The organism is Nitrospinota bacterium (genome assembly GCA_016235255.1).
GTDB lineage: Bacteria > Nitrospinota_A > UBA7883 > UBA7883 > JACRLM01 > JACRLM01.
Window position 1 is genome coordinate 32,832 of the sequence record JACRLM010000024.1, and the last position, 22,022, is coordinate 54,853.

Genomic DNA, 22,022 nt, shown 5'->3' on the forward strand with positions numbered 1-22,022 from the left:
ACCCTAATTATCAGAAACGCAAAAGGCCGGCTAAAAGCCTAGCCCCCTTATCCTCTCCGAAAGTCCCAACGCTGGATTGGCCGTCTTCAACTCGCCATAGTTTCCGGTGGACCATATCTCGATCTTCTTGATCCTCCCAACAACCACGGCAGACTTGCCAAGCCCCGCGTATTCCCGGAGCCTGCCGGGAATCAGGATGCGCCCGTTCTTTATCGGGCACTCTTCCGCGTTGGCCGATATGGCCCGCAAAAGATCGCCCCGCTCCGGCGTGTACGGCTCCGCTTCCAGCTTTTCGTATTTTTCCAGCCATTGCCTTGCCGGATAACCGGCAAGACACCGGTCCGACACGGTGACAATCAACGGCGGGGCAAATACGTTGAGCAAAGTATCCCGGACTTTGGCGGGTAGATTCAATCTTCCCTTGGGATCCAGGCTGACTTCATATTCGCCGATAAACACTAGGCATCCTCGACACTTTATGACACTTTATGACACGCCGCCATAATATAGGATTGAGATGCCCAGCGTCAACAATTATTCTATATTGCTATCCATTTGTTTTTATGTCCTTTAGCGCCATTTAAAAGATGCCTTAATAAAACTGAACATATGAATTATTAAAAATCATAGTTAATAACATTAAATTTACGCAAATAATATGTTAATTATATTAAAATGTCAATAACAACGTCAAAATCCCGGCGCTCTCTCAATGGGGGATAACCATCGGCTCCGAAAAAGAAGGCATGCTTTAAAATCCATTACCCTTCCCCCCCTCGAAAATGGATTTTTCCACCCCCTTGCCCACCCGGCCCTGCCGGCAAACAGGCGAGCTTAATAATATTCTTATTACCAGGCGCCCCTCTATCCGTAGCTTCTCCCAACGGCATCGCACTTCGAATAAGACTACAAAATTTGTAGCCAAAAGGTGTCCGAAGCCATAATTTATGAAAGTCCGCAGTTAACCTCTGGTTCATAACTCTTTGTTTTATATCTGTTTGTCCTAGCGCTAAAACTGGCGGTTTTGGTATCCATCTTGCTTCCCTATGGCGGCATGAGCGCAAACGAACTGTTAAAGTCCCCTGAAAAGGGTCTGGTCCAAAACTTCCTTGTAAGGTTGATGGCCGAGAAGAACGCATCCTCCCACACCATCCGCGCGTACTCCTCCGATCTCGGTCAGTTCTTCCATTACATGCGGCAGTCCGGCAAATGGACCTCCGACGCCTCCACCGCAAGCCTTGCCTCCCTGGACGCCAATGTCATCCGGGCTTACGTTGGAACACTGCGCCGCCGCCAGGTTTCCGCGGTGAGCGTGGAACGCAAGCTTTGCACGTTGCGCTCTTTTTTCCTTTATTACATCCAGACCGGTGATTTGGCGCTAAACCCCGCCCGGGACGTCCCGCTCCCAGCCAAACCCAAGACAAACCCCGGCTTCCTTACCCCCGATGAAGTCAACGGGCTTATCGACGCACCCTTTGAAGACGACGGCAAAGCCTCCATACGCGACAGGGCCATCCTGGAAATCCTTTACGCCACCGGCATGCGCGCCTCCGAACTTGCCTCCCTTTCCGTGGAGAACGTTGATTTCCACCGCAAGTTCATCACCGTGCGCGGCAAGGGAAAAAAGGAAAGGCTGGTCCCCTTTGGATTGAAGGCGGAAAAGGCCATCAACGAGCTGATCTTCGCCACTCCCCTGGCGCAAGAGGACGCGATGGGCCTGCCGATGTTCACCAATCCGCGCGGCAAAAGGCTTTCGGTGCGCTCGATCCATTCGATAGTGAAGCGCCGGGCGAAACTGTGCGGGATGGACAGGCCGGTGGCTCCCCACAAGCTGCGCCATACCTTCGCCACCCATCTGCTCGACGGCGGGGCGGACCTGCGCGTGATACAGGAAATGCTCGGCCATTCCAGCCTTTCGACCACACAGAAATACACCCACGTGGGCCTTGCCCAGTTGATGAAAGTATATGACGGCGCCCATCCACGGGCGTTCGCGGCGGAAAACGCAAATGAAGGAGCGAAACGATGACGCCTCAGAAAAGGAAAATCAGCCTTGAACGCTACATGGAATATCCCAGCCATGTGATCGGCTTTGTGAACAAAAAGGGGGTGGAAGTGGTGGTGTACGACCAGAGCGGGCCTGTGGCCCGGATCGCCCCATATCAGAAAATGGTGGCCATATCAAACCTGAAGGAACATTCGGCCAAGGACGAGTCGCTGGCCACTGCCGCGGAAATGCGGGACATCCGGGAAGTCAGCCCGGAGCAGATGGACAACGGCGGCGTGTGGCGCATGGGAAGCCAGACCCGCAAGGAACTGGACAACACCGGCTGGCTGAAAAAGATCGCCCGGCTCTCCCCGGCGGAGATTTTAAAACGGGCCGGCGTGGCCGGATTTTTTCATAACCACGCCCGCGCATAGCCTATGAGATAGATTTTATTTTTTTAAAACCCCTCGCGCCGCGGTCTTTGCTCCACTCCCTAACCCGTTAGACCGCGGCGCTGTTTTTTTCGTTGTTTTCGTAGCGCCGTCATCTTGCCGGCAATTCTTTTCCTCCCCATTTGCAAGCACCGCCCCTCGGCAGGCTCGGGGTGATAAATCCATGTGATGGAGAGCCATAAAGGGCGGGTTTCAAACCCGCCCCTGCAACCCCGCTTCCTTCAATCTTCTCGAATACAGCGCAAGGGTCTTCTCTATTACGGTCTTTTCCGAAAATCCGTTTATCACCATTTCACGGCCAGCGGCGCCCATCTTCCCGCGAAGCCCGGAATCGGCCAGCAACGTCTCCATCCTGCCCGCCAGCGCCGCCACATCACGCAACGGCGCAAGATATCCGTTCACGCCGTCCCGCACTATCTCCCGGCATCCGGGTATGTCATACGCAATCACCGGGCGGGCGGAGGAGGCGGCTTCGATCAACGATTTTGGCACCCCTTCGCCGTAAAAAGATGGCAGCGCCACAATGGCAGTTTCCCGCAATGTCTCCGGCATGTTCTCCCGCATCCCCCAGTATTCCACCACTCCTTCATCGTTCCATGCGGCAAGCTGGGCAAGCGGAATGGAAGAAGGATTATGCGGATCGGGCGATCCGGCCAGCGCCATGCGGACGGAAACACCTCGTGATTTTAAAATCCGCGCCGCTTCCACAAAATCGAAAACGCCTTTCGTCGAAAGCATCCGGGATGAAAGCAGGATCACCGGCGTCCCGGCAGGCTCAGCTTGCGGCGGCTCAAAAATGCCGGTGTCCACCCCGGAGCCCATGATAAGCTCCGCGTGCGATTGTTCCACTATCCCCGCCTCCACGAACGCGCGCATGTCGTCCGGGTTCTGGAATATGGAGCACGACTTGCCGCGCCTCATCGCCATGCCAAGCGCCGTCTTTATCGCGCCCCTCGTCAGAGCAGCCTTAAGCCCCTTCGCGACGAACACATGGCCAAGCCCCGCCAATGCGTTCACCGTCACCGGCACATCAGCCACGGCGGCGGCGATGGAGCCGTATATCACAGGTTTTAGCGCCACGTGATGGACGATGTGTGGTCTCACACGGCGATAGACCGATACGATCTCCCCCACACCAGCAGTCTCTTTGATTGGATTGACGGACCGCCTGGAAAGGGACAGCGGCGCAAGTTCAAAACCTTCCGCCGCGATTCTTCCCCCATGTTCGTTGACGGCCGTCGCCACGGTCACTTCATATCCCGAATCCCTGGCGGCCCTTGCGATCGCCAGCCTGTGCGACCAGAAATACCAGTCCTCCGTGACGAAATATAAAAGCCTCCGCCCGCTCACGCCCTTGCTCTCCTGAACATGGCCACGGCAAAATATCCGGCGCAATAAGCCGCTCCCGCCATCTCCCCAATCCATGCATGGAATGGATTTTTGCCGATATACAGGGTCACAATTTTTTCCCAGAGCGATTTATGCGGCACAAATTCCCATGGTCCCATAAATGGCCATAAAATAACTTCCAATTCAGGCATGTCCTGGACCAGATGCAATATCACCCCGGCGAAGAGCGCCCAGATAGCCGCGCGCCGTTCTGGCCAAAGAAGCCAGGCCGCCGCGAAGAGCGCCGCTTCCACCACAATCGAATGGAAAGCCGCCCGGCCCGGATACGATTCTATCAAGCCGGAAAGGGCTATCCCCTTGTCCATCACGTCCGGGGCCAGCGCGCCGGCCAGCACAAGTGTGAACGGCGGCATTTTGCGCACACGCTCCCCAAGGGAGTGGAGCATGAATGTCGTGGTGAAATGGCCGAAGATCATGGAATCACATAATGGATGTCATGGCGAGCCTGTCCAACCATGACAACAATCATGCCGCAGCCTCTCACTGTTTGACAAACCGGGAAACGTCTATGTCGTACGCCTTGATCTTCTCCTGAAGGTTCTTGCGGGCAAGTTCCAGCGCGTCGGCGGCGTGGGTTATGTTGCCGCCGAATTTACGGAGTGTGCGCTCTATATAGCTTTTCTCCCACGCCCCTTTGGCCATGCGCAGGGGGATCACCCCTGTGTCACCCGGCTCCGGATCCGGCAGGTCCGAAAAAGCGGCGGGGCCACGGACGTTCTCGGGCAGGTCCTCTTCGTCTATCACTTCGTCCCTTGTCAACGCCACGGCGCGCTCCACAACGTTCTGCAGTTCGCGAACGTTGCCGGGCCACGGGTAATTGCTCATCATCGCCAGCGCCTCGTCGGTGAAGGCGCGGATGCTCCGGCCGGTCTCCGTGGCGTACCTTTCAAGGAAGTGGTATGCCAGCGTGGGTATGTCCTGGCGCCGTTCGCGCAGCGGCGGCACATCTATGGCTATGACGTTGAGCCGGTAGAAAAGGTCCTCCCGGAAATTGCCTTTGGCCACTTCGTCGGGCAGGTTCTTGTTGGTGGCGGTGATTATGCGCACGTCGGTGCTGATGGTCTTGTTCCCGCCGATACGTTCGAACTCCCTTTCCTGTATCACCCGCAGAAGCTTCACCTGGGTGGCCTGGGTGATCTCGCCGATCTCGTCGAGGAAAAGCGTCCCCTTGTCCGCCAGCTCAAACCGCCCCTTGCGCGCGGCCACGGCCCCGGTGAACGCGCCTTTCTCGTGCCCGAAAAGTTCGCTCTCCAGCAACGGTTCCGGCAAAGCGGCGCAGGAGACCTTGATGAACGGCCCGGCGGCGCGGGGGCTTTTGTTGTGCAGGGCGCGGGCGATAAGCTCCTTGCCCACGCCGCTTTCACCCTGTATGAGCACCGTGGAATTGGTGTTGGCCACGTTGTCCACCAGTTCGTAAACTCGCCGCATGATCTGCGAGGCGCCCACGATCTTGTCGTACTTTAGCGCCTTTGTCAGCTCCTCGCGAAGCATCATGTTCTGGGAGCGGATTTCCAGAAGCTCATATATCTTGCGGATTGCCAGGGCCACGTCGTCCGGCTCGAATGGGCGCAGAAGATAGCTGTACGCCCCCTTTTTGATCGCCTCGATGGCGGTGGGGATGGACCCATATGCCGTGACGATTATCACCTCCACCCCCGGGAACCGCTCCTTGGTCTTCACCAGAAGCTCAAGCCCGTTCATGGCCGGCATCATAAGGTCTGTGATTACCACGTCGTAAACGTTCTTTTCCATCATGGCCAGGGCGGCCACGCCGGACTCGGCGGTGTCGCTCTCCCAGTTGTTGCGCTCCATGAGGACGGAGAGCAGCTCCAGGTTGTCCGGATTGTCGTCCACGATAAGGATTCGGCGTTCGCTCATACCGGGTATTTTGAGGCCAAAGGCGGCTTAAGGCAAAGATTTTTAGAGGTGGGTGTCATTGGGAGCGCGGGCATCTTGCCCGCAAAAAGGTGATGGAGCATCGAAGGCTGCATAATGCTTCCCCCTTGTCGCCTCTACTAACGCTTCTCCATGGCCGCTGACCACGGATTCTTAAAGGATAAAGCGAGAAACCGGGGTCAGGCACCCCCGGGGAAGCGGTGTTCTTGGTTGCTGTCCGGGTGTTTAAGCTCGTTAGCGCGTCACCCCGGACTGTCCCGACGTATCGCCGCCATTCTGGAGGCAATTGCCGGCGGAACGCGGAGCTACAAGGGAACAATGGAATCAATACTGTTTTTCGTAACGGGTGGGGTCGTTATGCTGTTCTTTCATCTTCCAGTACGACGAGGCGGCGCGGTCTATCTTCTCGTCGAGGATGTCCTTGCCCATAAGCCGCATGATCAAACCGATGGGCGTTATCACAAGATAGAACACCGCCGCCAAAAGCAGCCGAGTGTTGAACCACGCGAGCCCGGCGGCGAATTTCGCCCATAGCCGGTACAGCGGAAGCAGGGACATGGGGGCAACTGCCGCGAAAAAGGCGAACAACGCCGACGCGCCGTACCAGTATGGATAGCTTGCGCGCCCTTTCCACCATAGCGCGGAGCCGATCACCGCGAATATCGCCGTAAACCCGATCCAGGTGATCCGGACCTCCCTTTTCCCTTCGCCTATAGCCATACCGTCAATCCAGCTCGAATTCGGAGCGCCAGTCGGTGTCTTCCTTCAACTCCGGCTGCGCTTCCTTCGCCAATAGATGGTTGTCCAACACAAGATAGTCCATGTTGGTGCGCATGAAACACTTGTACGCGTCCTCCGGCTTTTGCACGATAGGCTCGCCGCGCACGTTGAACGATGTGTTTATTATCACCCCGCAACCGGTGAGCTTTTCGAACTTGCCGATAAGCTGGTAGTAAGCCGGGTTGCGCTCCGCGTCCACCGTCTGCACCCGGGCCGAATAGTCCACATGGGTCACCGCCGGTATGTCCGACCTTGGCACGTTGAGCTTTTCTATCCCGAAAAGTTTTTCCTGCTCGGCGGTCATCGGTATGCGGCGGCGCTCCTGGACCGGGGCCACGAGCAACATGTATGGGCTGTCGCTGTCCATGTCGAAATAATCATTCACCTTCTCCCGCAACACCGACGGGGCGAAGGGGCGGAACGATTCGCGGAATTTTATCTTCAGGTTCATGATGGACTGCATTTTCGGCGAACGGGAATCCCCGATAATGCTTCTTGCCCCAAGGGCGCGCGGGCCGAACTCCATCCTGCCGTGGAACCACCCCACCACTTTTTCCTCCGCCAGGACTTTCGCCACCGCATCGGTAAGTTCGTCCACATTGGAAAACCTTGTGGATGGGATGTTGTTCCTGGCAAGGTAGGCGGCGATATGATCGTCCCCGTATTCCGTGCCGAGGAGCGAACCTTTCTGCCTGTCCATCTTGCCCCCGGCGGAGCGGGGCTTCTTCTCCACCGAGTGCCACGCGAAAAGCGCCGCGCCCAGCGCCCCCCCGGCGTCACCTGCGGCCGGCTGTATCCATATGTTTTCGTACACTTTTTCGCGCAATAGCTTGCCGTTGGCAACGCAGTTGAGCGCCACGCCCCCGGCCATGCAAAGGTTCTTTTTCCCAGTCACCCGGCGCACATGCCTGCCCATGCGCAACACAGCCTCTTCCGTCACGTCCTGAACGGAACGCGCCAGGTCCATCTCTTTTTGCGTGAGGTTGGCCTCCGGCTTGCGCGGCGGGCCGCCGAAAAGATCGTGGAATTTGCCGCCGGTCATCGTCAGCCCGGCGCAATAGTTGAAATAGCTCATGTCCAGCTTGTAAGAGCCGTCTTCCTTAAGGTCTATGATGTTGTCCAGGATGGTCTTCACATATTTCGGCTCGCCGTACGGGGCCAGCCCCATCACCTTGTACTCCCCGGAATTGACCTTAAAGCCGGTGTAATAGGTGAACGCTGAATACAGCAATCCCAGCGAATGGGGGAAACGGATCTCCTGCAATATCTCCATCTCGCTCCCCTTCCCCTGGCCGAAAGAGGTGGTGGTCCATTCCCCCACCCCGTCGGTGGTGAGGATGGCCGCTTCGTGAAAGGGGGAAGGGAAAAAAGCGGACGCCGCGTGGGACTCGTGATGCTCCGGGAACACCACCCTCCCCTCGTAGCCAAGCTTCTCGCGCAACGTGTCGCGCATCCACAGCTTTTCCTTCAGCCACATGGGGATCGCCGTGAAAAAAGAGCCTATCCCCGCGGGGGCGTACGCCAGGTATGTTTCCAGTATCCGCTCAAATTTGATCCACGGCTTGTCATAAAAGGCGAGTATCCCGATATCTTTCGCCGCTATCCCCGCGGACTTCAGGCAAAAGTCCACCGCGTTGGCCGGATATGAGGCGTCGTGCTTTTTGCGGGTGAACCGCTCCTCCTGGGCCGCGGCCACGATCTCGCCGTCCTTTAAAAGCGCGGCGGCGGAATCGTGGTAAAAGGCGGAGACGCCGAGTATATACATGGACCTGTGCGCCGCCTAAACTCTAGAACAGCGCGTAGATGAACGGCGCCAGGGCCGAGCTCTCGGTGAACACAATAAGCGCGCCGAGCGCCAGCAGGAGCAGTATTATCGGCGCCAGCCAGAATTTCTTCCTGACCTTGAGAAAATCCCAGAATTCGGAAAGCATCGAGTTTCCAGCCATCGCGTTTTGATCTAGTTTTATTAATGTTTGAGTAAACGATATCCGCATTGTTTAACATTTAGTTGTGGAAAATTCAAGAAAAATGTAAGCTATTGGTTTTAGTGATTTTAGTTGCGCCATCCGCCAATACCGGCCAGGCGCGGCCCTTACAACCCTTTTTGCTGTGGTGTGTTAATAGAATGGGCGAGAGGATACTTGTCACCGGCGCCGCCGGTTTTATCGGTTTTCACCTGTGCTCCAGGCTGTTGAAAGAAGGGGCGTCCGTCACCGGCCTGGACAGCCTGAACGACTACTACGACGTAAACCTCAAAAAGGCGCGGCTGGCCATTCTGAAGGAAAATCCCTCCTTTGAGTTCATGCATTTGAAGCTGGAGGAGACGGACGGCATGGAGAAAATGTTCTCCACCCGCAAATTCAGGACAGTGGTGAACCTGGCGGCGCAGGCAGGCGTGAGGTATTCGCTGGAAAATCCGCTCGCGTACGTCAGCGCAAACCTGGTGGGCTTTGGCAACATACTCGAAGGGTGCCGGCTGCACGGGGTGGAGCATCTTGTTTACGCCTCTTCAAGCTCGGTGTACGGCGCCAACAAGACGTTCCCATTCTCCGAAAAGCACAATGTGGACCATCCCATGTCGCTGTACGCGGCCACGAAGAAGTCCAACGAGCTTCTGGCCCACAGCTACAGCAGCATTTTCGGCCTGCCAACCACCGGCCTGCGGTTTTTCACCGTTTACGGCCCCTGGGGAAGGCCGGACATGGCGCTTTTCAAGTTCACCAAGGGGATATTGGAGAACAAGCCGATAGACGTGTACAACCACGGCGATATGAGCCGGGACTTCACGTATATAGACGACATAGTGGACGGCGTGGTGAAGGTGATGAGCAAGATACCGGCCGGCGATCCTGCGTGGAACGGCGAAAAGCCGGAGCCAAACGTAAGCTACGCGCCTTATCGGGTGTATAATATCGGGAATAACAAGCCGGAAGACCTTATGCTGATGATCGGACTGCTTGAGGACCTGCTGGGCAAGAAAGCGGAAAAGAACTTTTTGCCGATGCAGCCTGGCGACATAAAGGCGACCGCCGCGGACATTTCGGCCATCAGCCGGGATTTCGGCTTTTCGCCGGCCACTTCCATCCGGGAGGGGATTCCCCGGTTCGTGGAATGGTACAGGAAATATTACGGCGTGTGACCGCCGCCTGAAATGATGAGGATCGCCTTAAAGAACCCCCACACATGGATCGTGATGGGGGTGGACACCGCCCTTATCATCCTCTCCTTCTGGCTTTCATTCTGGCTGCGGTTTGAAACGATAACGCCGGACCAGTACACCATTTTCATCAACCTTCTGGCCCCGGTGCTGGTGGTCAAGCACACCGCCTTCATCTACTACGGCATGCAGTCGGGCATGTGGCGCTTCACGGGGGTGATCGACCTTATCAACCTGATAAAGGCATCCGTCATCAGTTTCGCGGTGATCGTCATCGGCGTGAGCTTCGTTTATTACTCCACGTTCACCGGGGGCATTTCCAGGACCGTGTTCGTGATAGACACGTTCATCACGGTGTGCCTGATAGGTTCGTTCCGGCTGCTCATCAGGTTCTACTTCACCAGGAACATCAAGATCGGCGGCGTATGGGAACTTATAAAACCTTCCAGGCTTTCCGGCGAGAAGACGCACGGCGGCATACCGGCGCTCATCTACGGAGCCAACGAGCGCGGCGAGATATTGCTGCGCTCCCTTATGAGCCCGCTGAACCCCTCCCATTACGAAATAGCCGGGTTCGTGGACGACTCGAGCGTTTACGACGGGGTGAATATCCACGGCTACCCGATCCTCGGCGGGCTGGACAAGCTGGAGGACACCGTATCCCGGCTCAACGTAAGGGAACTGTTGATCGCATCCCAGATGGACCCGGAAATGGTGGAGCGGATAAACGCCCGGTGCAAGGCGGCGGGGATATTGTGCCGGATAGTGCCGGCGCACCTGGACGGGTTCCATGAAAAGATAGACGCCACCCGCCTGCGAGGCATCCAGATAGAGGACCTTTTGAGCCGCACGCCGGTCACCATCGATTACACAATGGTGGCAGACGCCCTCAACGGCAAAAGGGTGATGATCACAGGCGCCGGGGGGTCTATAGGCAGCGAGCTTGCGCGCAAGCTGGCGGAGTTCTCGCCTGCCGCCATGATCCTTGTGGACATAGGGGAGAACTACCTTTTCGAGCTTGGCCGCTCCCTGGAGCGGTTTGACGGGGTGAACGCCACCTACCACTGCGCGGACATAACAAACTCCGCCAAGATGGAACGGCTTTTCGAGAAGTTCAGGCCCCAGTTCGTCTTTCACGCCGCCGCCCACAAGCATGTGCCCATGATGGAGATGAACAGGGACGAGGCCATCCGTAACAATATCGGCGGCATAAAGGTGGTGGCTGACCTTTCGGAGCGTTTCGGGGCGGAGCGGTTCATCCTCATCTCCACGGACAAGGCGGTGAACCCTTCCAACGTGATGGGCGCCACCAAGCGGGTGTGCGAGCTTTACGCCCAAATCAAGGCGCAAAAAAGCAAGACGGCGTTCCTGACGGTGCGGTTCGGCAACGTGCTGGGGAGCAACGGGAGCGTTGTCCCCATATTCTTAAAGCAGATCGAGGAGCGCGGGCCTGTCACCGTCACCGACGAGGAGGTGGAACGGTATTTTATGACCATCCCGGAGGCGGTGCTGCTGATATTGCAGGCGGCCTTCATGGGAAGCCAGGGGGAGCTTTTCATCCTGGACATGGGAAGCCCGGTGAAAATAGCCGACCTGGCGCGCAAAATGATCCAGTTGGCCGGATTCGTGCCGGGCAAGGACATAGAAATAGCGTACACCGGCCTGCGCCCCGGCGAAAAGCTCAAAGAGGAGCTTTCCGGCGTCGGTGAAGTGATGGAGCCGACGGCCCATCCGAAGATTAACCGCGTGGCGGCCGGCCTTGTCGAAGCGGACGCCGTGGAGACGGCCATAAACCGCCTGCTCTTAAAATCGGCCTCTGATCCGGACGGGGCTTATAAAATGATGATGATCTGGCTATCGTCCGGGAAGGCGCCAGAAGAGGACGGCGCCGCGAATCCATCCAAGCTGATCCTTGTCAAGGGAAGCCAGACGGGGTGAATAACACGGCCTGCCTAAAGGCCGATGCCGTAATGCTCCAGTTTTTTATACAGGCGGGAACGGTGGATGCCCAGTATCTTTGCCGCCTTGGCCTTGTTGTTGTCGGCCAGCAGCATGGCGCGCTCTATGAGGGCTTTCTCGGCCTCTTCGAGCGTGGGGACATTCCCGTCTCCTTGGGCTCCCTTGCCGGCGGCCGGCTCTTCCTCCGCGTCCCTGCGGCGTATGGCCTTGTGCAGGCTTAAGTGGCCGCTTGATATCCAGTCCATATCGGCGTAGGCGTAGCAGCGCTCTATCACGTTCTGGAATTCCCGCACGTTGCCGGGCCAGTCGTAGTTCATCAGAGCTTCCATGGCCGTGTCGTCCACCCCTTTTACGGAGCGGTTGAACTTGGAGTTGAACTGGTTGATGAAGAATTTCGCCAGAAGCGGTATGTCCGGCCTCCTGTTGCGCAACGGGGGCATTTCGATGGGGAGCACGGTTATCCTGTAATACAGGTCCTCGCGGAACCGCCCCTCTTCCACCGCCTCGTCCAGGTCCACGTTTGTTGCGGCTATTACCCGGACGTTAATGCTTATCTCCTCCGTCCCCCCCACCGGGCGGAGCTTTCCGTCCTGCAACACGCGCAAAAGCTTGGCCTGCGCCTCCTTTGGAAGCTCCCCTATTTCGTCCAGGAATATGGTACCCCCGTCCGCCGCCTTGAAAAGCCCCTGCGACGAGGAGACCGCCCCGGTGAACGCCCCTTTTTTGTGGCCGAAAAGCTCCGACTCTATAAGGTCGCTGGGAAGCGAGGCGCAATTCACCGGCACGAACGGTTTTCCGGCCACCTGGCTGGCAAAATGTATCCCCCGCGCCACAAGCTCCTTGCCGGTGCCCGATTCGCCGGTGATGATCACAGGGCTTGTCACCCGGGCCGCCCCCTGCATCTTCTCGAACACCTCCCGCATCGCCTCCGATCCGCCGATGATGTTGTCAAACCCGTAGTTGCCCTTAAGCTCGTGGTTGAGCCGGTTGACCTCGTTGCGCGCTTCCGCAAGGTCTAGCTTGAGCGAGCGGATGCGAAGCATGGCCCGGATGCGGGCGATAAGCTCGTCCATGTCGAAAGGCTTGGTAACATAATCGTCCGCGCCGATCTCAAATCCCTTGAGTTTGGACTCCTTGTCGTCCTTTGCGGTGAGGAGGATTATGGGGAGGAACTCGTTGACCGCCTGTTCTTTTATCTTGCGGCACGTCTCATACCCGTCCATGCCGGGCATCATCACGTCCAGCAGCACCAGGTCTGGGGATATTTTCTCCAGTTCGCCAAGCGCAACAATCCCTGACGGAACGCACACCACATCGTAGCCCCGCCGGGTGAGCCTGCCTTTGAGCAGGGCGAGGTTGTCCTCCTCGTCGTCCACCGCAAGGATAAGATGTTTTGTTTCTTCAGCCATGTTCCACCAGATGTCCGGCCTCAATGGAGGCGTTTGTATTCCCCTGACAAACCCCGGGCTAAAGCAATTTATCACAACGGGCGGGGATTGTGAACGCCGTAAAGCTCATATAGCGTCCGGCTGGAGCCAGGTCACTTAAAATCGTCCCTGTCGAGCCCGTATTTGCGCATTTTGTCGAAAAGGGAGCGGGGGGGTATCTCCATGATCGCCGCCGCCTCTTTGAGGTTGCCCCCCGTCCGTTTCAACGCTTCGCTGATGAACTCCTTTTCGAAGGCGTTCACGCTCTCCCGGAGCGATCCGGAAGCCGCGGCTCTTGGCGTTTGGCCGCCCGGGACTTCCCAGTCCGTTATCTGGTCTCCCGGGCATTTTAGCGCCAGCGCGGCGATGGTGTTCTTAAGCTCCCGCACGTTGCCCGGCCACGAATAGGACACAAGCTTGTCCATGACAACTGGCGATATCCCCATCTCCCCCTTCTCGTAGAATTTGAGACTTTCCCACAGGAAAGCATGCGCAAGGACCGGTATGTCCTCCCTCCTTTCCCGCAACGCCGGCACACGGATGACCGCCGCGCCGAGCCTGTGGTAAAGGTCCGCCCGGAACAGCCCCTTTTCGGCCAGCGCCGGAATGTCCTGGTTGCTGGCGGCCACTATGCGCACGTCAACGGGTACGGACTCGTTTGATCCGATCCGGGTGATGCGCTTCTCCTCTATCGCGCGCAATATCCCCGCCTGCACGGCCATGGGGGCGCTGTTTATCTCGTCGAGCAACAATGTGCCCCCGGAGGCGAATTCAAACTTTCCCGTCTTGCGAGAGTCCGCCCCGGTGAAGGCCCCCTTCTCGCATCCGAAAAGCTCCACGAACGCAAGCGATTCAGGGATGGACGCCATGTTCAGCGCGACAAAGGGGCCAGCCGCCCTGGCCGACCTTGCATGAAGCGCCCTGGCCACAAGCTCCTTTCCGGATCCTGTCTCCCCCGTCACAAGGGCCGTTAGCATGACCCCGGCATAAACGTTGATCTCATCTTTGAGCTTTGCCACCTCCGGTGATTTTCCCAGAATCCCGCAATATCCTTCCCGGTCCCCCAGCGCCGCGGCCAGCTCGTCCTTTAGCTGCCTTGCCTGGTAAAGGAGGTTGGCCTTTTCCACGGCCCGCGCCACGGAAGCGAGCATCACGTCCGCCTCGAAAGGCTTTTCCACGAAATCGTAGGCGCCTTTTTTCATCGCGTCCACTGCGGTGGAGACGTCCCCGTGGCCTGTCATTATTATCACCGGGCCCATGACCCCCATTTTCACAAGTTTTTCCAGCAGTTTCGTTCCGGCCATGCCCCCGAGCCTGATATCAACAATGAAACAGCGGGCCGCGCCTATCCCCTGCCACGAAAGGAGGTCTTCTCCGGAAACAAACGTGACTGCGGCGTATTTCTTGAGTTCGAGCATTTCGGCGAGGGATTCGCGCACCGCCGCCGCGTCGTCCACTATTGCCACCGTGGCGGCCTTTTCAGGCATGTCCATGTTCATCGCTCTTCAACATTATCGAAAAAACCGCGCCCCCTCCCGGAATGGAGCGGGCGGTGATCTCCCCCCCGTGATCGTGTATTATCCGGCGGGATATCGCAAGCCCCAGCCCGCATCCCTCCTTTTTGCTCTTGGTGGTGAAAAACGGGTCGAATATCTTCTCCGCCACTTCCGGGGCGAACCCTGCGCCGTTGTCTTCCACCGACACAAGGATATGCCCGTCGCCCAGCCTGTGGGTTGTCACGCGGATGCGTCTTTCATCCTTTCCCTCCGAGGCTTCCATCGCGTTGTTTATGACGTTGACAAGCGACTGCTCGAGCCGAAGCTGGCTGCCAGGCACGCAGGCAAGCCCGCTGGAAAGCTCCGTGGTCACCGTCACCCCGTTTTTTTTCATTGTCGGCGAAAGCATGTCCAGCGTCCTTTCGATCAGGTGGTTTACGTCCACTTTGGTCACTGATGAATCGCCGGAGCCCGCGAACGTCTTCAGGTCCTTGATGAACTCCTTTCCCCGGCGCACCTGCCCGGCGATTTTGGCCAGGCTTTCGCGGACCTTGTCCATTTGCGGCGGATCCATGTCCAGGTATTCCCTGGCTATCTCCGCGTAATTCATTATCCCGGTGAACGGCTGGTTCATCTCGTGGGCCACCCCGGCGGACATTTCGCCCAGCGACGAAAGCCGGTTTAAGTGGACAATCTCCGCCGTGCGCTGGGCCACCAGCCGCTCCACCATTTCGTTTCTCCTGACAAGGCCGGCCAACTGCCATGTGAGCGCCAAAGTGACCGCAACCCCGCTCCAGAACGCCATCGCGGCGTGGGAGCTTTTTTCAAGCTGGAGGTATTCGGCGGCCGGCATGAACACCGCCGACCACGGCCTTCCGGCCACGTTCATGCCCCTCGCAATGTTGTACTTTCCGAACACGTCGCCATGAATGTCCGCCGGATGCTCCTCCAGGTAATTGTCAGGTTTGCCGGCGTCCATTATGAAGCGATCCGCAATGGGAATGGTTGTGTCGTGCATGTCGTAAAGGTGGACATGTATCCCTTCCATATCAATGCTCGAAAGCGAGGAGGTGACAAGTTTGCCGGCGTCAAAGACCGCCATGGCAAATCCAAACGGCGGGTCTTCTTTCCCCACGGCCGCGCCGGACGCCCAATTTTTATCAAGCGGCCAGAACACGAAAATGTATTTTGCGTTATCACCGCCGCCCGGCAGTTTCACGGGCCCCGTGGAATACGGCCCCCGCCTGGCCCGGCACATGTCCATTGCGCCCTTGAAAACGGGATCGGATGAAAAATCCAGCCCTTCAAGATTTTTATCCGGCCCGGCGGGGGTGACAAGATAAAGCGGATAATAATCGTTCGCCCCGTTAGCCGGCTTGACGGAGCCGTCCTTTTCCTTTTGCCTGATTGTAAAACCCGCCCCTCCGTTTTTTCGCGCCGCTTTTTCGAAAGCATGGACGCTCACGCCTTTGATCAACGGAAGGAAGCCGATCATGCGCACGCTTCCATATCTTGAAACCATGTGGCCGCTGATAACGTCAAACTCGGCGCGGAAGGAAGCCATTTTGTTGTATAAACCGCCGCGCATTTCGGCGTTTATCCATATCCACACCGATTCAAGGGCGGCAAGCCTTTCATTTACGCCGTTTTGGATGGATGCGGTCAGGTTGCCCGTTTTGGAGCGGAACCCGCTTTCAAACCGGTCTTCCTCCAGCGCGCGCAACTCGCCGTATATGGCGCCTGAAAGGCTTATGCCCACAATCAACACCGCGGCGGCATACGGTTTGCTCAGAAATGGGCTCCACCACGGCTTTTTGCCGTTCGTCATTTTTTCCATGGATGATTATTTTAATACCGGCGCGGCGCGGTTTAAAGACATATCGCGGGAAAAGGGGGGCCGGGGGGGGTAAAACCTCCCCGGCCTGGGGAAACCGGCTAAGCCGATGTGGGGAGGCTCAGCCGAAACAAAAACACATAAGCGCCATGCCGCCGCCGGGCAGAAGCCCCATCCCCATGAAGATGAAGTGGCTCATCAACTGGACAAAAGGGCCTCTGCTCATATCCTTGCCTTGGGCGCGGGTTTTTAGGCCGGGCGCTCATTTCTCCTCCCACGAAAGGACATGGACGTTCACCGGCGTGCCCGACGAGAAGTCCTCGTTGCCCACCTGGATCACCTGCCCGTCCCTCGATGAGACATACGCGTGCCCCTTCTTGATATAGACCGACCCGCGTGAGTTGGCAGTGTCCAGCGTGAACGTGGCGGCCCCGGTCTTCATGTCTATGGCGTGAAGCTTGCCGACGCTGGTGGTGGAGTTGATGTCGTCCCTCGGGTTGGCGCTCTCGCCGGTGCCGAACATGGTGTTCACGTACACTATGCCGTTGGCCACAGTGGGCGATCCCCACACCTTTTCGCCCACCGCGAGGTTCTGTTGCCAGAGGAACGTGCCCGCGCCGTTCAAGGTGGATGGCGTGGCCAACTTGTCCGTGATGTCTATGGCGATGATGGAATGGATGTAGCTTGCGTCCGCCGGGGCGAAATCCGCGCCGCCGGTCCCGAAGATCACGATGAAGTGGAAGTTCTCGTCAACGGCGATCGTGGGGGGCGCCGAGATCGGATAGTTGACGCCCGCGTTGCTGACTGTGGCGCCCGAGCCGCCGTTGAACAACGGTATGCCGGCCCCGTTCACGTTCGAGCCGGTCAGGGCGTCAAGCTCCCATAGCCGGCCGTCCATGTCGCCCACAATCACTTCGTCTATATATCCGTCACGGGTCTTGTCAAGCAACACTATGGCGCCCGGAAGCTCGTTCTGCGTGCCGCTGTAGTCCACGGAGAACCTCCACAGCGTGGCCCCCGTCTTAAGATCAAAGGCAAACACCTGCACCCCCCCCATCTCCGCGGGAATGGCGCTGGTGTTGACCACCTTGGTGGTCGCGGCGAAAACCATCGCCTGCACGGAGCCGCCCGCGTCAAGCACGGGTCCTATCGCCGTCTTGTAGCCGTTGCCCATCACCTCCAGGCCGGTGGAGGGATTGGTTCCCACGGTCTCCCACTTGAGCGACGGGCTGGTCGGATCCGTGATGTCCATGGCGATGATGCTTCGGGACGCGCCGTACTTGCCGTGCAGGGTCGTCAGAATGGTGCGCCACTGCTTGTCGGTGCCCGGGTTGTTGTCGTGGTCGTAATACGCCTCCGACACGGTCGGCGACGCGTCCGCGCCGGGGAACGGCTGGACTGGGTTAGTAATTGTGCGATCGTCCTTCAAGGCGCCAAGCTGGCTCTTTGGAACGTAGCCCCAAAGTTCCGTGACCGCCCCCGCCCCGCCGTGAAGGGAATTGACGTTGAACGCCTCCAGAACTCCGTCCAGCGTGCCGAAATACGCCGTCACCGGGCGCGTGGCGTTGGACCTGTTGTACGGTTTGACTATCGCCGCCGCCGAATGTTCCACGGCGCCAAGCCTGTTGGCCATGTCCGCTCCGGTGGAGGTCTTGCCCCGGATCCGGTTTACCACCTTGTCATATGCGGCTGTGTTGCCCGCATAGGGGACAGACATGCTCAGCGCGGTCTGGAAGCTTGTGTTCGTCCCAAGCTGGGCCGTGGTGAAAGGTATCATGTTCGCCCCGTCAACGGACGTATATAACGTCCTGCTTGAGGAAGCCGGCACACTGTCCGCCAGGTCCGCCAATGGCGTGCTGCTTGCCGAGGTGGCGTCATACGCTTTCATATGCCCCCTATAGGAGGGATACGCGAAAGACCCCTGGTAAAGAGTATTGTCCATCACCACCGGCGAAGAACGCATATAGTCCACGTCCACCACGGTGTATTGAAGGTTAAATAGCGTATTGAGCACGTAGCGCACGCCGGCCACGTTGGTGAAGGAACAATCGGAGTTGTTCACGCAGCTGACGCCGCTTCCCGTGCTGGGGCTTTCTATACTGTAGCTGCTCGATATGGAGTACGTGTGCCCGGAGCTCTCCTCGGAACTGTAAAGCGTGCTGCCATCCGTCGTGTCGGAAAGTTTTTTGGTTTTCTGGCTGGAGCTTCCGCCGGTCCAGGACGCCCTGATGGAGGATATGCTTATCGCCGATGTGCCCAGGTTGGTCACCACGACGCCGCTTATCTTCTTGTCTCCGGATATCGTGGCGGAGGCGAAGTTGAGCTGAAGGATGGTTCCCACCGTGACGTCGTGGGCTGCCTTGCTTACGTTGCTGGCGGTGACTGTGCATGGGGAGCCAGCGGTGCAACTTGCGCTCCCTCCGGTGTAAGTCACCACGAATGTGTACACTTCGCTTCCAATGTTGGACTTCTGTTCAAAATCCCAGTTGTGAACACCGGTTGTAAGGGCGGTGCTCCCGCCGGAACTGCACGTGGCGTATTTGTGCCCGCCAAGGTATACGACGTAGCCCTTGGTATCGTCGCCATTCTTCCTGCCGCCTGTGTAATAATCCCACTGGTCGGTGGTGGTGGTAAGGTTTCCGTCGGCGTCGTCATAGGTGAACCTGGAGACGGTGGAGTTATACTGCGCCGGCTGGCTTGGCACAGGAGTGAAGTTGCTGTCGTATGTCTCCGCTGGTGATGGCGGAGCGTTCTGGGTGAAGGGGCGCCAATTGTGGAGGTGGCCGCCCTCGGGAGCGTATGTGTAGTCACCCACCTGCGAGAAGGGCGCCGTCGTGTCGTGATAAATGATCTTCGCGGAGTCATTCGTGCCGCCGTCATGGTCTATGCCGTAATTTGTGAGGAAATGGCCGTTTTGGCTGTGCTCGAACACCTCGATGCTGGCGCATTCGGCGAAAAGGGAGTTGCCCGCGTCCAGGAACGAGGCCACGTTCGTTACTATGTCTTCAACGTCCGTGATACCGTTACCGTTGCCGTCGGTGCTATATGACGAATAACCGGTCCAGTGAGGCGCCCACAGAATCGTGTAGCCTCCGGACGCCAACGCCCCGTCGCGCACATTGTTGGGCGAGACGATGGTGTAAACGTCCGTGCAGATGCCCGCCAGCCGCAGGTACGACTCCAGTATCTGAGCGTTGCCGGTGGTCAGGTCCTCCACGCTGTTGAGAAGGGCCAGTTTCGGCGGAGTGCCTTTAAGCTCCCGCGACACGTTGGCGGTGAACGCTATGTTGGCCTTGTGGACGTCCACAGGCGTCCACCCCGCGTCGTTTATGATCGTCTCTATCTGGGACTGGGTGAGCCCGTCCTGCGTGGTGATGACAAACGGAGCGCCCGAGTATGACACGGTGGAACCCACCCCGGACACAGCCGACGTTCCTCCGGCATGGTTGTACAATGAAACCACGGGCGACACAGTGGTGGAGCTTATCGTGATGTCCGGCGCGCTTATCGTGGTTTTCGACTCGTCTATAATCCAGTACACCGTGCCGCCGGCCTTTAGAATCTGGAACACGAGGCCATAGGCCATGAATATACCCTTGTCCGCGGAAGGCTGATAGGTGGAGTTCATCGGGATGATGTAGCTTCCCGAGGGGAACGTCCTGCTGTTTGCGCCGGCCGTGGAAGGCCACAGCGCCGAAGCGGTGAACGCAATCAACGCAAATAAAACTGTAAGCTTTTTCATTGGAATGAACCTCTTTGTGAACCGGCGACGTCCTTAGCTTCCGCCTTGGCCCAGCCCAGGTTGGCTTCGCCGTAATGCTCCTGGGCTATATGCTGGTCCTGCGCGTCGTTCTCTATAAGGGCCACGATTTTTCTTGTCACCATCTTCGTACCCGATCCGGACTCGCCGTTTCCGACAAGCCATATGCGGTTGTCCGCGTCCACGGAAAGGTTGGGATCGGTGTCGCTGTTATCGCAAACGCACACGTTGTACAACTGGCGTCCGTTGACGGTCACACTCTTGATGTTGCTGGTGGCGGCCGAATCGCAGGTGACCGCCCACGGGTTGCACTGGGCGCCAACCGCCAGCCCGGAAACGGGATGGGCCGCCAGCATCGCGTCCCAGTTGCCGTCCGGATTGGTCCCGTCGGCGTTGTTGGCGTTGTCGTTGAGCGTTATCCGCCCATGCTCCAGCCCCGCCTCCGTGGCGGTGAAGGCGCTCTGCGCGGACTTGTAACGGACGGTGTTGCTCATCGCCATGTTCACCCTTTTGACCAGCACTATGGCAAGCCCGGAAAGGATCACGATGGCCAGCAGCGCTATAAGAAGCGCCGAGCCTTTTCTTGAATTCAATGTTCTCATGGCGTTGTCCTCAATCCACCAGGAAGTTTCTCGGCTTGACCTGGAAGGTGGTGGCGGTGGTCATATAGGCCCCGGTCCGCTCCGTCTTCGGCGTCCTGCCGGTGATGGTCACTTTTATTTTTCTGATGGTGTCCCTGTTCGCCTGGGTGGAAGTGTCGGCGATCAGGGTCCCCGCGGAATCATAATATTGGAATGCGATGGAGGTGATGTCCGCCCCAATGGGCTGAATGGTCGCGGCGGTGTTGTCCGCCAGCACAAGCCTCGGATGCGCCGCGTCGTAGTTTGGGTCCGCGGCGTTGTCCAGCCGGATGGTGTAAGGCTCCCGGGTCCCGTCGCTGTCCTTGTCGGTGGAGTAGGTGATTGAGTCCGCCGCGGCGGCTGTGATCGCGCTGGCGTTCATGCCGCTCAAGGCCCCGCTCCGGTAACCTATCATCCGCACCGCCTTGTTCACCCTCTCGGACGCAAGCTCCATATTGGTTATCATCTCTATCCGGTTCATCTCCGTGGCGTAGCTTCTGCTTTGCGTGGAGATGACCACCACAAGCGCCATTATCATGGCGATGGAGGCCATCATGCCCACCAGCATTTCGATGAGCGACACGCCACCGCGGCCGGAAACGATCTTTAAGACGGCTGCCTTGTTTCTCATTACGGTTTCATGAAAATGGAGGTTTGGGAAACGGTGTGCCCTGTCCAGGTTATGGCCACCGTGACGCTCTGCGCCACCGTGGCGGGGATCGCGGGGTCCACCTGGGCCACAGTCACGGCCCGGGTGAATTTGCCGGCCACGATCGCGCCGCTTGTATGGTCTATGTCAATGTTCGCTTCGGAGCTTGCTGCGATAGTGCTGAAATCGGCTGCTTTCAACTCTTCATACTTGTCGTTCACAAGGGCGATGGCCTTGGCCTGGTCCTTGTTCCTGCCGTCCAAGTTGGTGGCGGAAACGGCCACCGAAAGAAATCCCATCAAGGCGACTGTGAGGATTGTGGATGCCACAAGCACTTCAATGATGGAAAAACCACCATTGCCGCCACTCCATCCGGGACAACTTCTTCCGCCAGTCATTGAAAGCCGCATTTTCATAACCTCCGCAAGGCGCTTGTTCGCCATTTTGGATAAACAAGAACCGCGCCAAGCGTTCGACTCTTGCGGATTATTCACAACATCCTGATTTATTTAAATATACGGCGCGCATAATATTCAGAGGCAATATATTTTAATAATTAAATTGGCGGATTTCCGCCGATCAGGTTTCCAGACTA

At 57.8% G+C, this 22,022-nt stretch carries 18 protein-coding genes; 4 read left to right on the forward strand and 14 right to left on the reverse strand.

Annotated features, from left to right (window positions below; genetic code table 11):
• Nucleotides 1-30: 30 nt before the first annotated feature.
• Entirely contained in the window at nt 31-459 is a 429-nt protein-coding gene (locus HZB29_02640; GenBank protein ID MBI5814490.1) for a division/cell wall cluster transcriptional repressor MraZ, read from the reverse strand.
• A gap of 595 nt (nt 460-1,054) precedes the next feature.
• Between HZB29_02640 and HZB29_02645 the strand changes: the two genes are divergently transcribed.
• Nucleotides 1,055-2,029, forward strand: coding sequence for a tyrosine-type recombinase/integrase (locus HZB29_02645; GenBank protein ID MBI5814491.1), 975 nt, complete (start codon nt 1,055-1,057; stop codon nt 2,027-2,029).
• Nucleotides 2,026-2,421: a hypothetical protein gene (locus tag HZB29_02650; GenBank protein ID MBI5814492.1), complete on the forward strand. Its 396-nt coding sequence runs from the start codon at nt 2,026-2,028 to the stop codon at nt 2,419-2,421. Before HZB29_02645 ends, HZB29_02650 begins: the two co-directional genes overlap by 4 nt.
• Before the next feature lie 210 nt (nt 2,422-2,631).
• On the opposite strand, the gene HZB29_02655 is transcribed toward HZB29_02650, so the two are convergent.
• The 6 genes from HZB29_02655 to HZB29_02680 all read right to left on the reverse strand — a co-directional run bounded on the left by HZB29_02655 (nt 2,632) and on the right by HZB29_02680 (nt 8,456).
• The gene (locus HZB29_02655; GenBank protein MBI5814493.1) at nt 2,632-3,789 is read right to left on the reverse strand and encodes a glycosyltransferase family 4 protein; all 1,158 of its coding nucleotides are present in this window, start codon (nt 3,787-3,789) and stop codon (nt 2,632-2,634) included.
• A complete protein-coding gene (locus HZB29_02660) occupies nt 3,786-4,265 on the reverse strand; it encodes a metal-dependent hydrolase (GenBank protein ID MBI5814494.1) in 480 nt (159 codons plus the stop codon). Before HZB29_02660 ends, HZB29_02655 begins: the two co-directional genes overlap by 4 nt.
• Nucleotides 4,266-4,329: 64 nt before the next feature.
• Complete coding sequence (locus HZB29_02665; protein ID MBI5814495.1) at nt 4,330-5,727, reverse strand: sigma-54-dependent Fis family transcriptional regulator; 1,398 nt, start codon at nt 5,725-5,727, stop codon at nt 4,330-4,332.
• A gap of 342 nt (nt 5,728-6,069) precedes the next feature.
• Nucleotides 6,070-6,465: a hypothetical protein gene (locus HZB29_02670; protein MBI5814496.1), complete on the reverse strand. Its 396-nt coding sequence runs from the start codon at nt 6,463-6,465 to the stop codon at nt 6,070-6,072.
• A 4-nt stretch (nt 6,466-6,469) separates the two neighbouring features.
• Nucleotides 6,470-8,290 (reverse strand): carbamoyltransferase, encoded by a 1,821-nt coding sequence (locus HZB29_02675; protein ID MBI5814497.1) that lies wholly within the window; start codon nt 8,288-8,290, stop codon nt 6,470-6,472.
• Between the two features lie 22 nt (nt 8,291-8,312).
• The gene (locus tag HZB29_02680; protein MBI5814498.1) at nt 8,313-8,456 is read right to left on the reverse strand and encodes a hypothetical protein; all 144 of its coding nucleotides are present in this window, start codon (nt 8,454-8,456) and stop codon (nt 8,313-8,315) included.
• 194 nt (nt 8,457-8,650) lie between these two features.
• Here HZB29_02680 and HZB29_02685 point away from each other — a divergent pair, with 194 nt between their 5' ends.
• The gene (locus tag HZB29_02685) at nt 8,651-9,664 is read left to right on the forward strand and encodes an NAD-dependent epimerase (GenBank protein MBI5814499.1); all 1,014 of its coding nucleotides are present in this window, start codon (nt 8,651-8,653) and stop codon (nt 9,662-9,664) included.
• A 12-nt stretch (nt 9,665-9,676) separates the two neighbouring features.
• Entirely contained in the window at nt 9,677-11,620 is a 1,944-nt protein-coding gene (locus HZB29_02690; GenBank protein ID MBI5814500.1) for a polysaccharide biosynthesis protein, read from the forward strand.
• A gap of 14 nt (nt 11,621-11,634) precedes the next feature.
• Here the strand turns inward: HZB29_02690 and HZB29_02695 are convergent, their stop codons facing one another.
• The 7 genes from HZB29_02695 to HZB29_02725 form a co-directional block, all read right to left on the reverse strand.
• The gene (locus tag HZB29_02695) at nt 11,635-13,050 is read right to left on the reverse strand and encodes a sigma-54-dependent Fis family transcriptional regulator (protein ID MBI5814501.1); all 1,416 of its coding nucleotides are present in this window, start codon (nt 13,048-13,050) and stop codon (nt 11,635-11,637) included.
• 131 nt (nt 13,051-13,181) lie between these two features.
• Nucleotides 13,182-14,561, reverse strand: a complete 1,380-nt coding sequence (locus HZB29_02700) for a sigma-54-dependent Fis family transcriptional regulator (GenBank protein MBI5814502.1) — start codon at nt 14,559-14,561, stop codon at nt 13,182-13,184.
• Nucleotides 14,548-16,392, reverse strand: a complete 1,845-nt coding sequence (locus HZB29_02705) for a CHASE domain-containing protein (GenBank protein ID MBI5814503.1) — start codon at nt 16,390-16,392, stop codon at nt 14,548-14,550. Before HZB29_02705 ends, HZB29_02700 begins: the two co-directional genes overlap by 14 nt.
• A 268-nt stretch (nt 16,393-16,660) precedes the next feature.
• Entirely contained in the window at nt 16,661-20,140 is a 3,480-nt protein-coding gene (locus tag HZB29_02710; protein ID MBI5814504.1) for a PQQ-binding-like beta-propeller repeat protein, read from the reverse strand.
• On the reverse strand, nt 20,137-20,760 hold the full coding sequence (locus tag HZB29_02715; GenBank protein ID MBI5814505.1) for a hypothetical protein: 624 nt from the start codon (nt 20,758-20,760) through the stop codon (nt 20,137-20,139). Before HZB29_02715 ends, HZB29_02710 begins: the two co-directional genes overlap by 4 nt.
• Nucleotides 20,761-20,770: 10 nt before the next feature.
• On the reverse strand, nt 20,771-21,409 hold the full coding sequence (locus HZB29_02720) for a hypothetical protein (GenBank protein MBI5814506.1): 639 nt from the start codon (nt 21,407-21,409) through the stop codon (nt 20,771-20,773).
• Nucleotides 21,409-21,837 (reverse strand): prepilin-type N-terminal cleavage/methylation domain-containing protein, encoded by a 429-nt coding sequence (locus tag HZB29_02725; GenBank protein MBI5814507.1) that lies wholly within the window; start codon nt 21,835-21,837, stop codon nt 21,409-21,411. The genes HZB29_02720 and HZB29_02725 overlap by 1 nt, the downstream gene beginning before the upstream one ends.
• Nucleotides 21,838-22,022: the final 185 nt, after the last annotated feature.

What these genes read in the sequence shown, in the direction of transcription:
- HZB29_02725 (MBI5814507.1), bottom strand. Translation starts at nt 21,837, where the DNA reads ATGCGGCTTTCAATGACTGGCGGAAGAAGTTGTCCCGGATGGAGTGGC.
- HZB29_02685 (MBI5814499.1), top strand. Translation starts at nt 8,651, where the DNA reads ATGGGCGAGAGGATACTTGTCACCGGCGCCGCCGGTTTTATCGGTTTT.
- HZB29_02660 (MBI5814494.1), bottom strand. Translation starts at nt 4,265, where the DNA reads ATGATCTTCGGCCATTTCACCACGACATTCATGCTCCACTCCCTTGGG.
- HZB29_02705 (MBI5814503.1), bottom strand. Translation starts at nt 16,392, where the DNA reads ATGACGAACGGCAAAAAGCCGTGGTGGAGCCCATTTCTGAGCAAACCG.
- HZB29_02665 (MBI5814495.1), bottom strand. Translation starts at nt 5,727, where the DNA reads ATGAGCGAACGCCGAATCCTTATCGTGGACGACAATCCGGACAACCTG.
- HZB29_02670 (MBI5814496.1), bottom strand. Translation starts at nt 6,465, where the DNA reads ATGGCTATAGGCGAAGGGAAAAGGGAGGTCCGGATCACCTGGATCGGG.
- HZB29_02690 (MBI5814500.1), top strand. Translation starts at nt 9,677, where the DNA reads ATGATGAGGATCGCCTTAAAGAACCCCCACACATGGATCGTGATGGGG.
- HZB29_02645 (MBI5814491.1), top strand. Translation starts at nt 1,055, where the DNA reads ATGAGCGCAAACGAACTGTTAAAGTCCCCTGAAAAGGGTCTGGTCCAA.
- HZB29_02675 (MBI5814497.1), bottom strand. Translation starts at nt 8,290, where the DNA reads ATGTATATACTCGGCGTCTCCGCCTTTTACCACGATTCCGCCGCCGCG.
- HZB29_02700 (MBI5814502.1), bottom strand. Translation starts at nt 14,561, where the DNA reads ATGGACATGCCTGAAAAGGCCGCCACGGTGGCAATAGTGGACGACGCG.
- HZB29_02710 (MBI5814504.1), bottom strand. Translation starts at nt 20,140, where the DNA reads ATGAAAAAGCTTACAGTTTTATTTGCGTTGATTGCGTTCACCGCTTCG.
- HZB29_02715 (MBI5814505.1), bottom strand. Translation starts at nt 20,760, where the DNA reads ATGAGAACATTGAATTCAAGAAAAGGCTCGGCGCTTCTTATAGCGCTG.
- HZB29_02720 (MBI5814506.1), bottom strand. Translation starts at nt 21,409, where the DNA reads ATGAGAAACAAGGCAGCCGTCTTAAAGATCGTTTCCGGCCGCGGTGGC.
- HZB29_02695 (MBI5814501.1), bottom strand. Translation starts at nt 13,050, where the DNA reads ATGGCTGAAGAAACAAAACATCTTATCCTTGCGGTGGACGACGAGGAG.
- HZB29_02680 (MBI5814498.1), bottom strand. Translation starts at nt 8,456, where the DNA reads ATGCTTTCCGAATTCTGGGATTTTCTCAAGGTCAGGAAGAAATTCTGG.
- HZB29_02650 (MBI5814492.1), top strand. Translation starts at nt 2,026, where the DNA reads ATGACGCCTCAGAAAAGGAAAATCAGCCTTGAACGCTACATGGAATAT.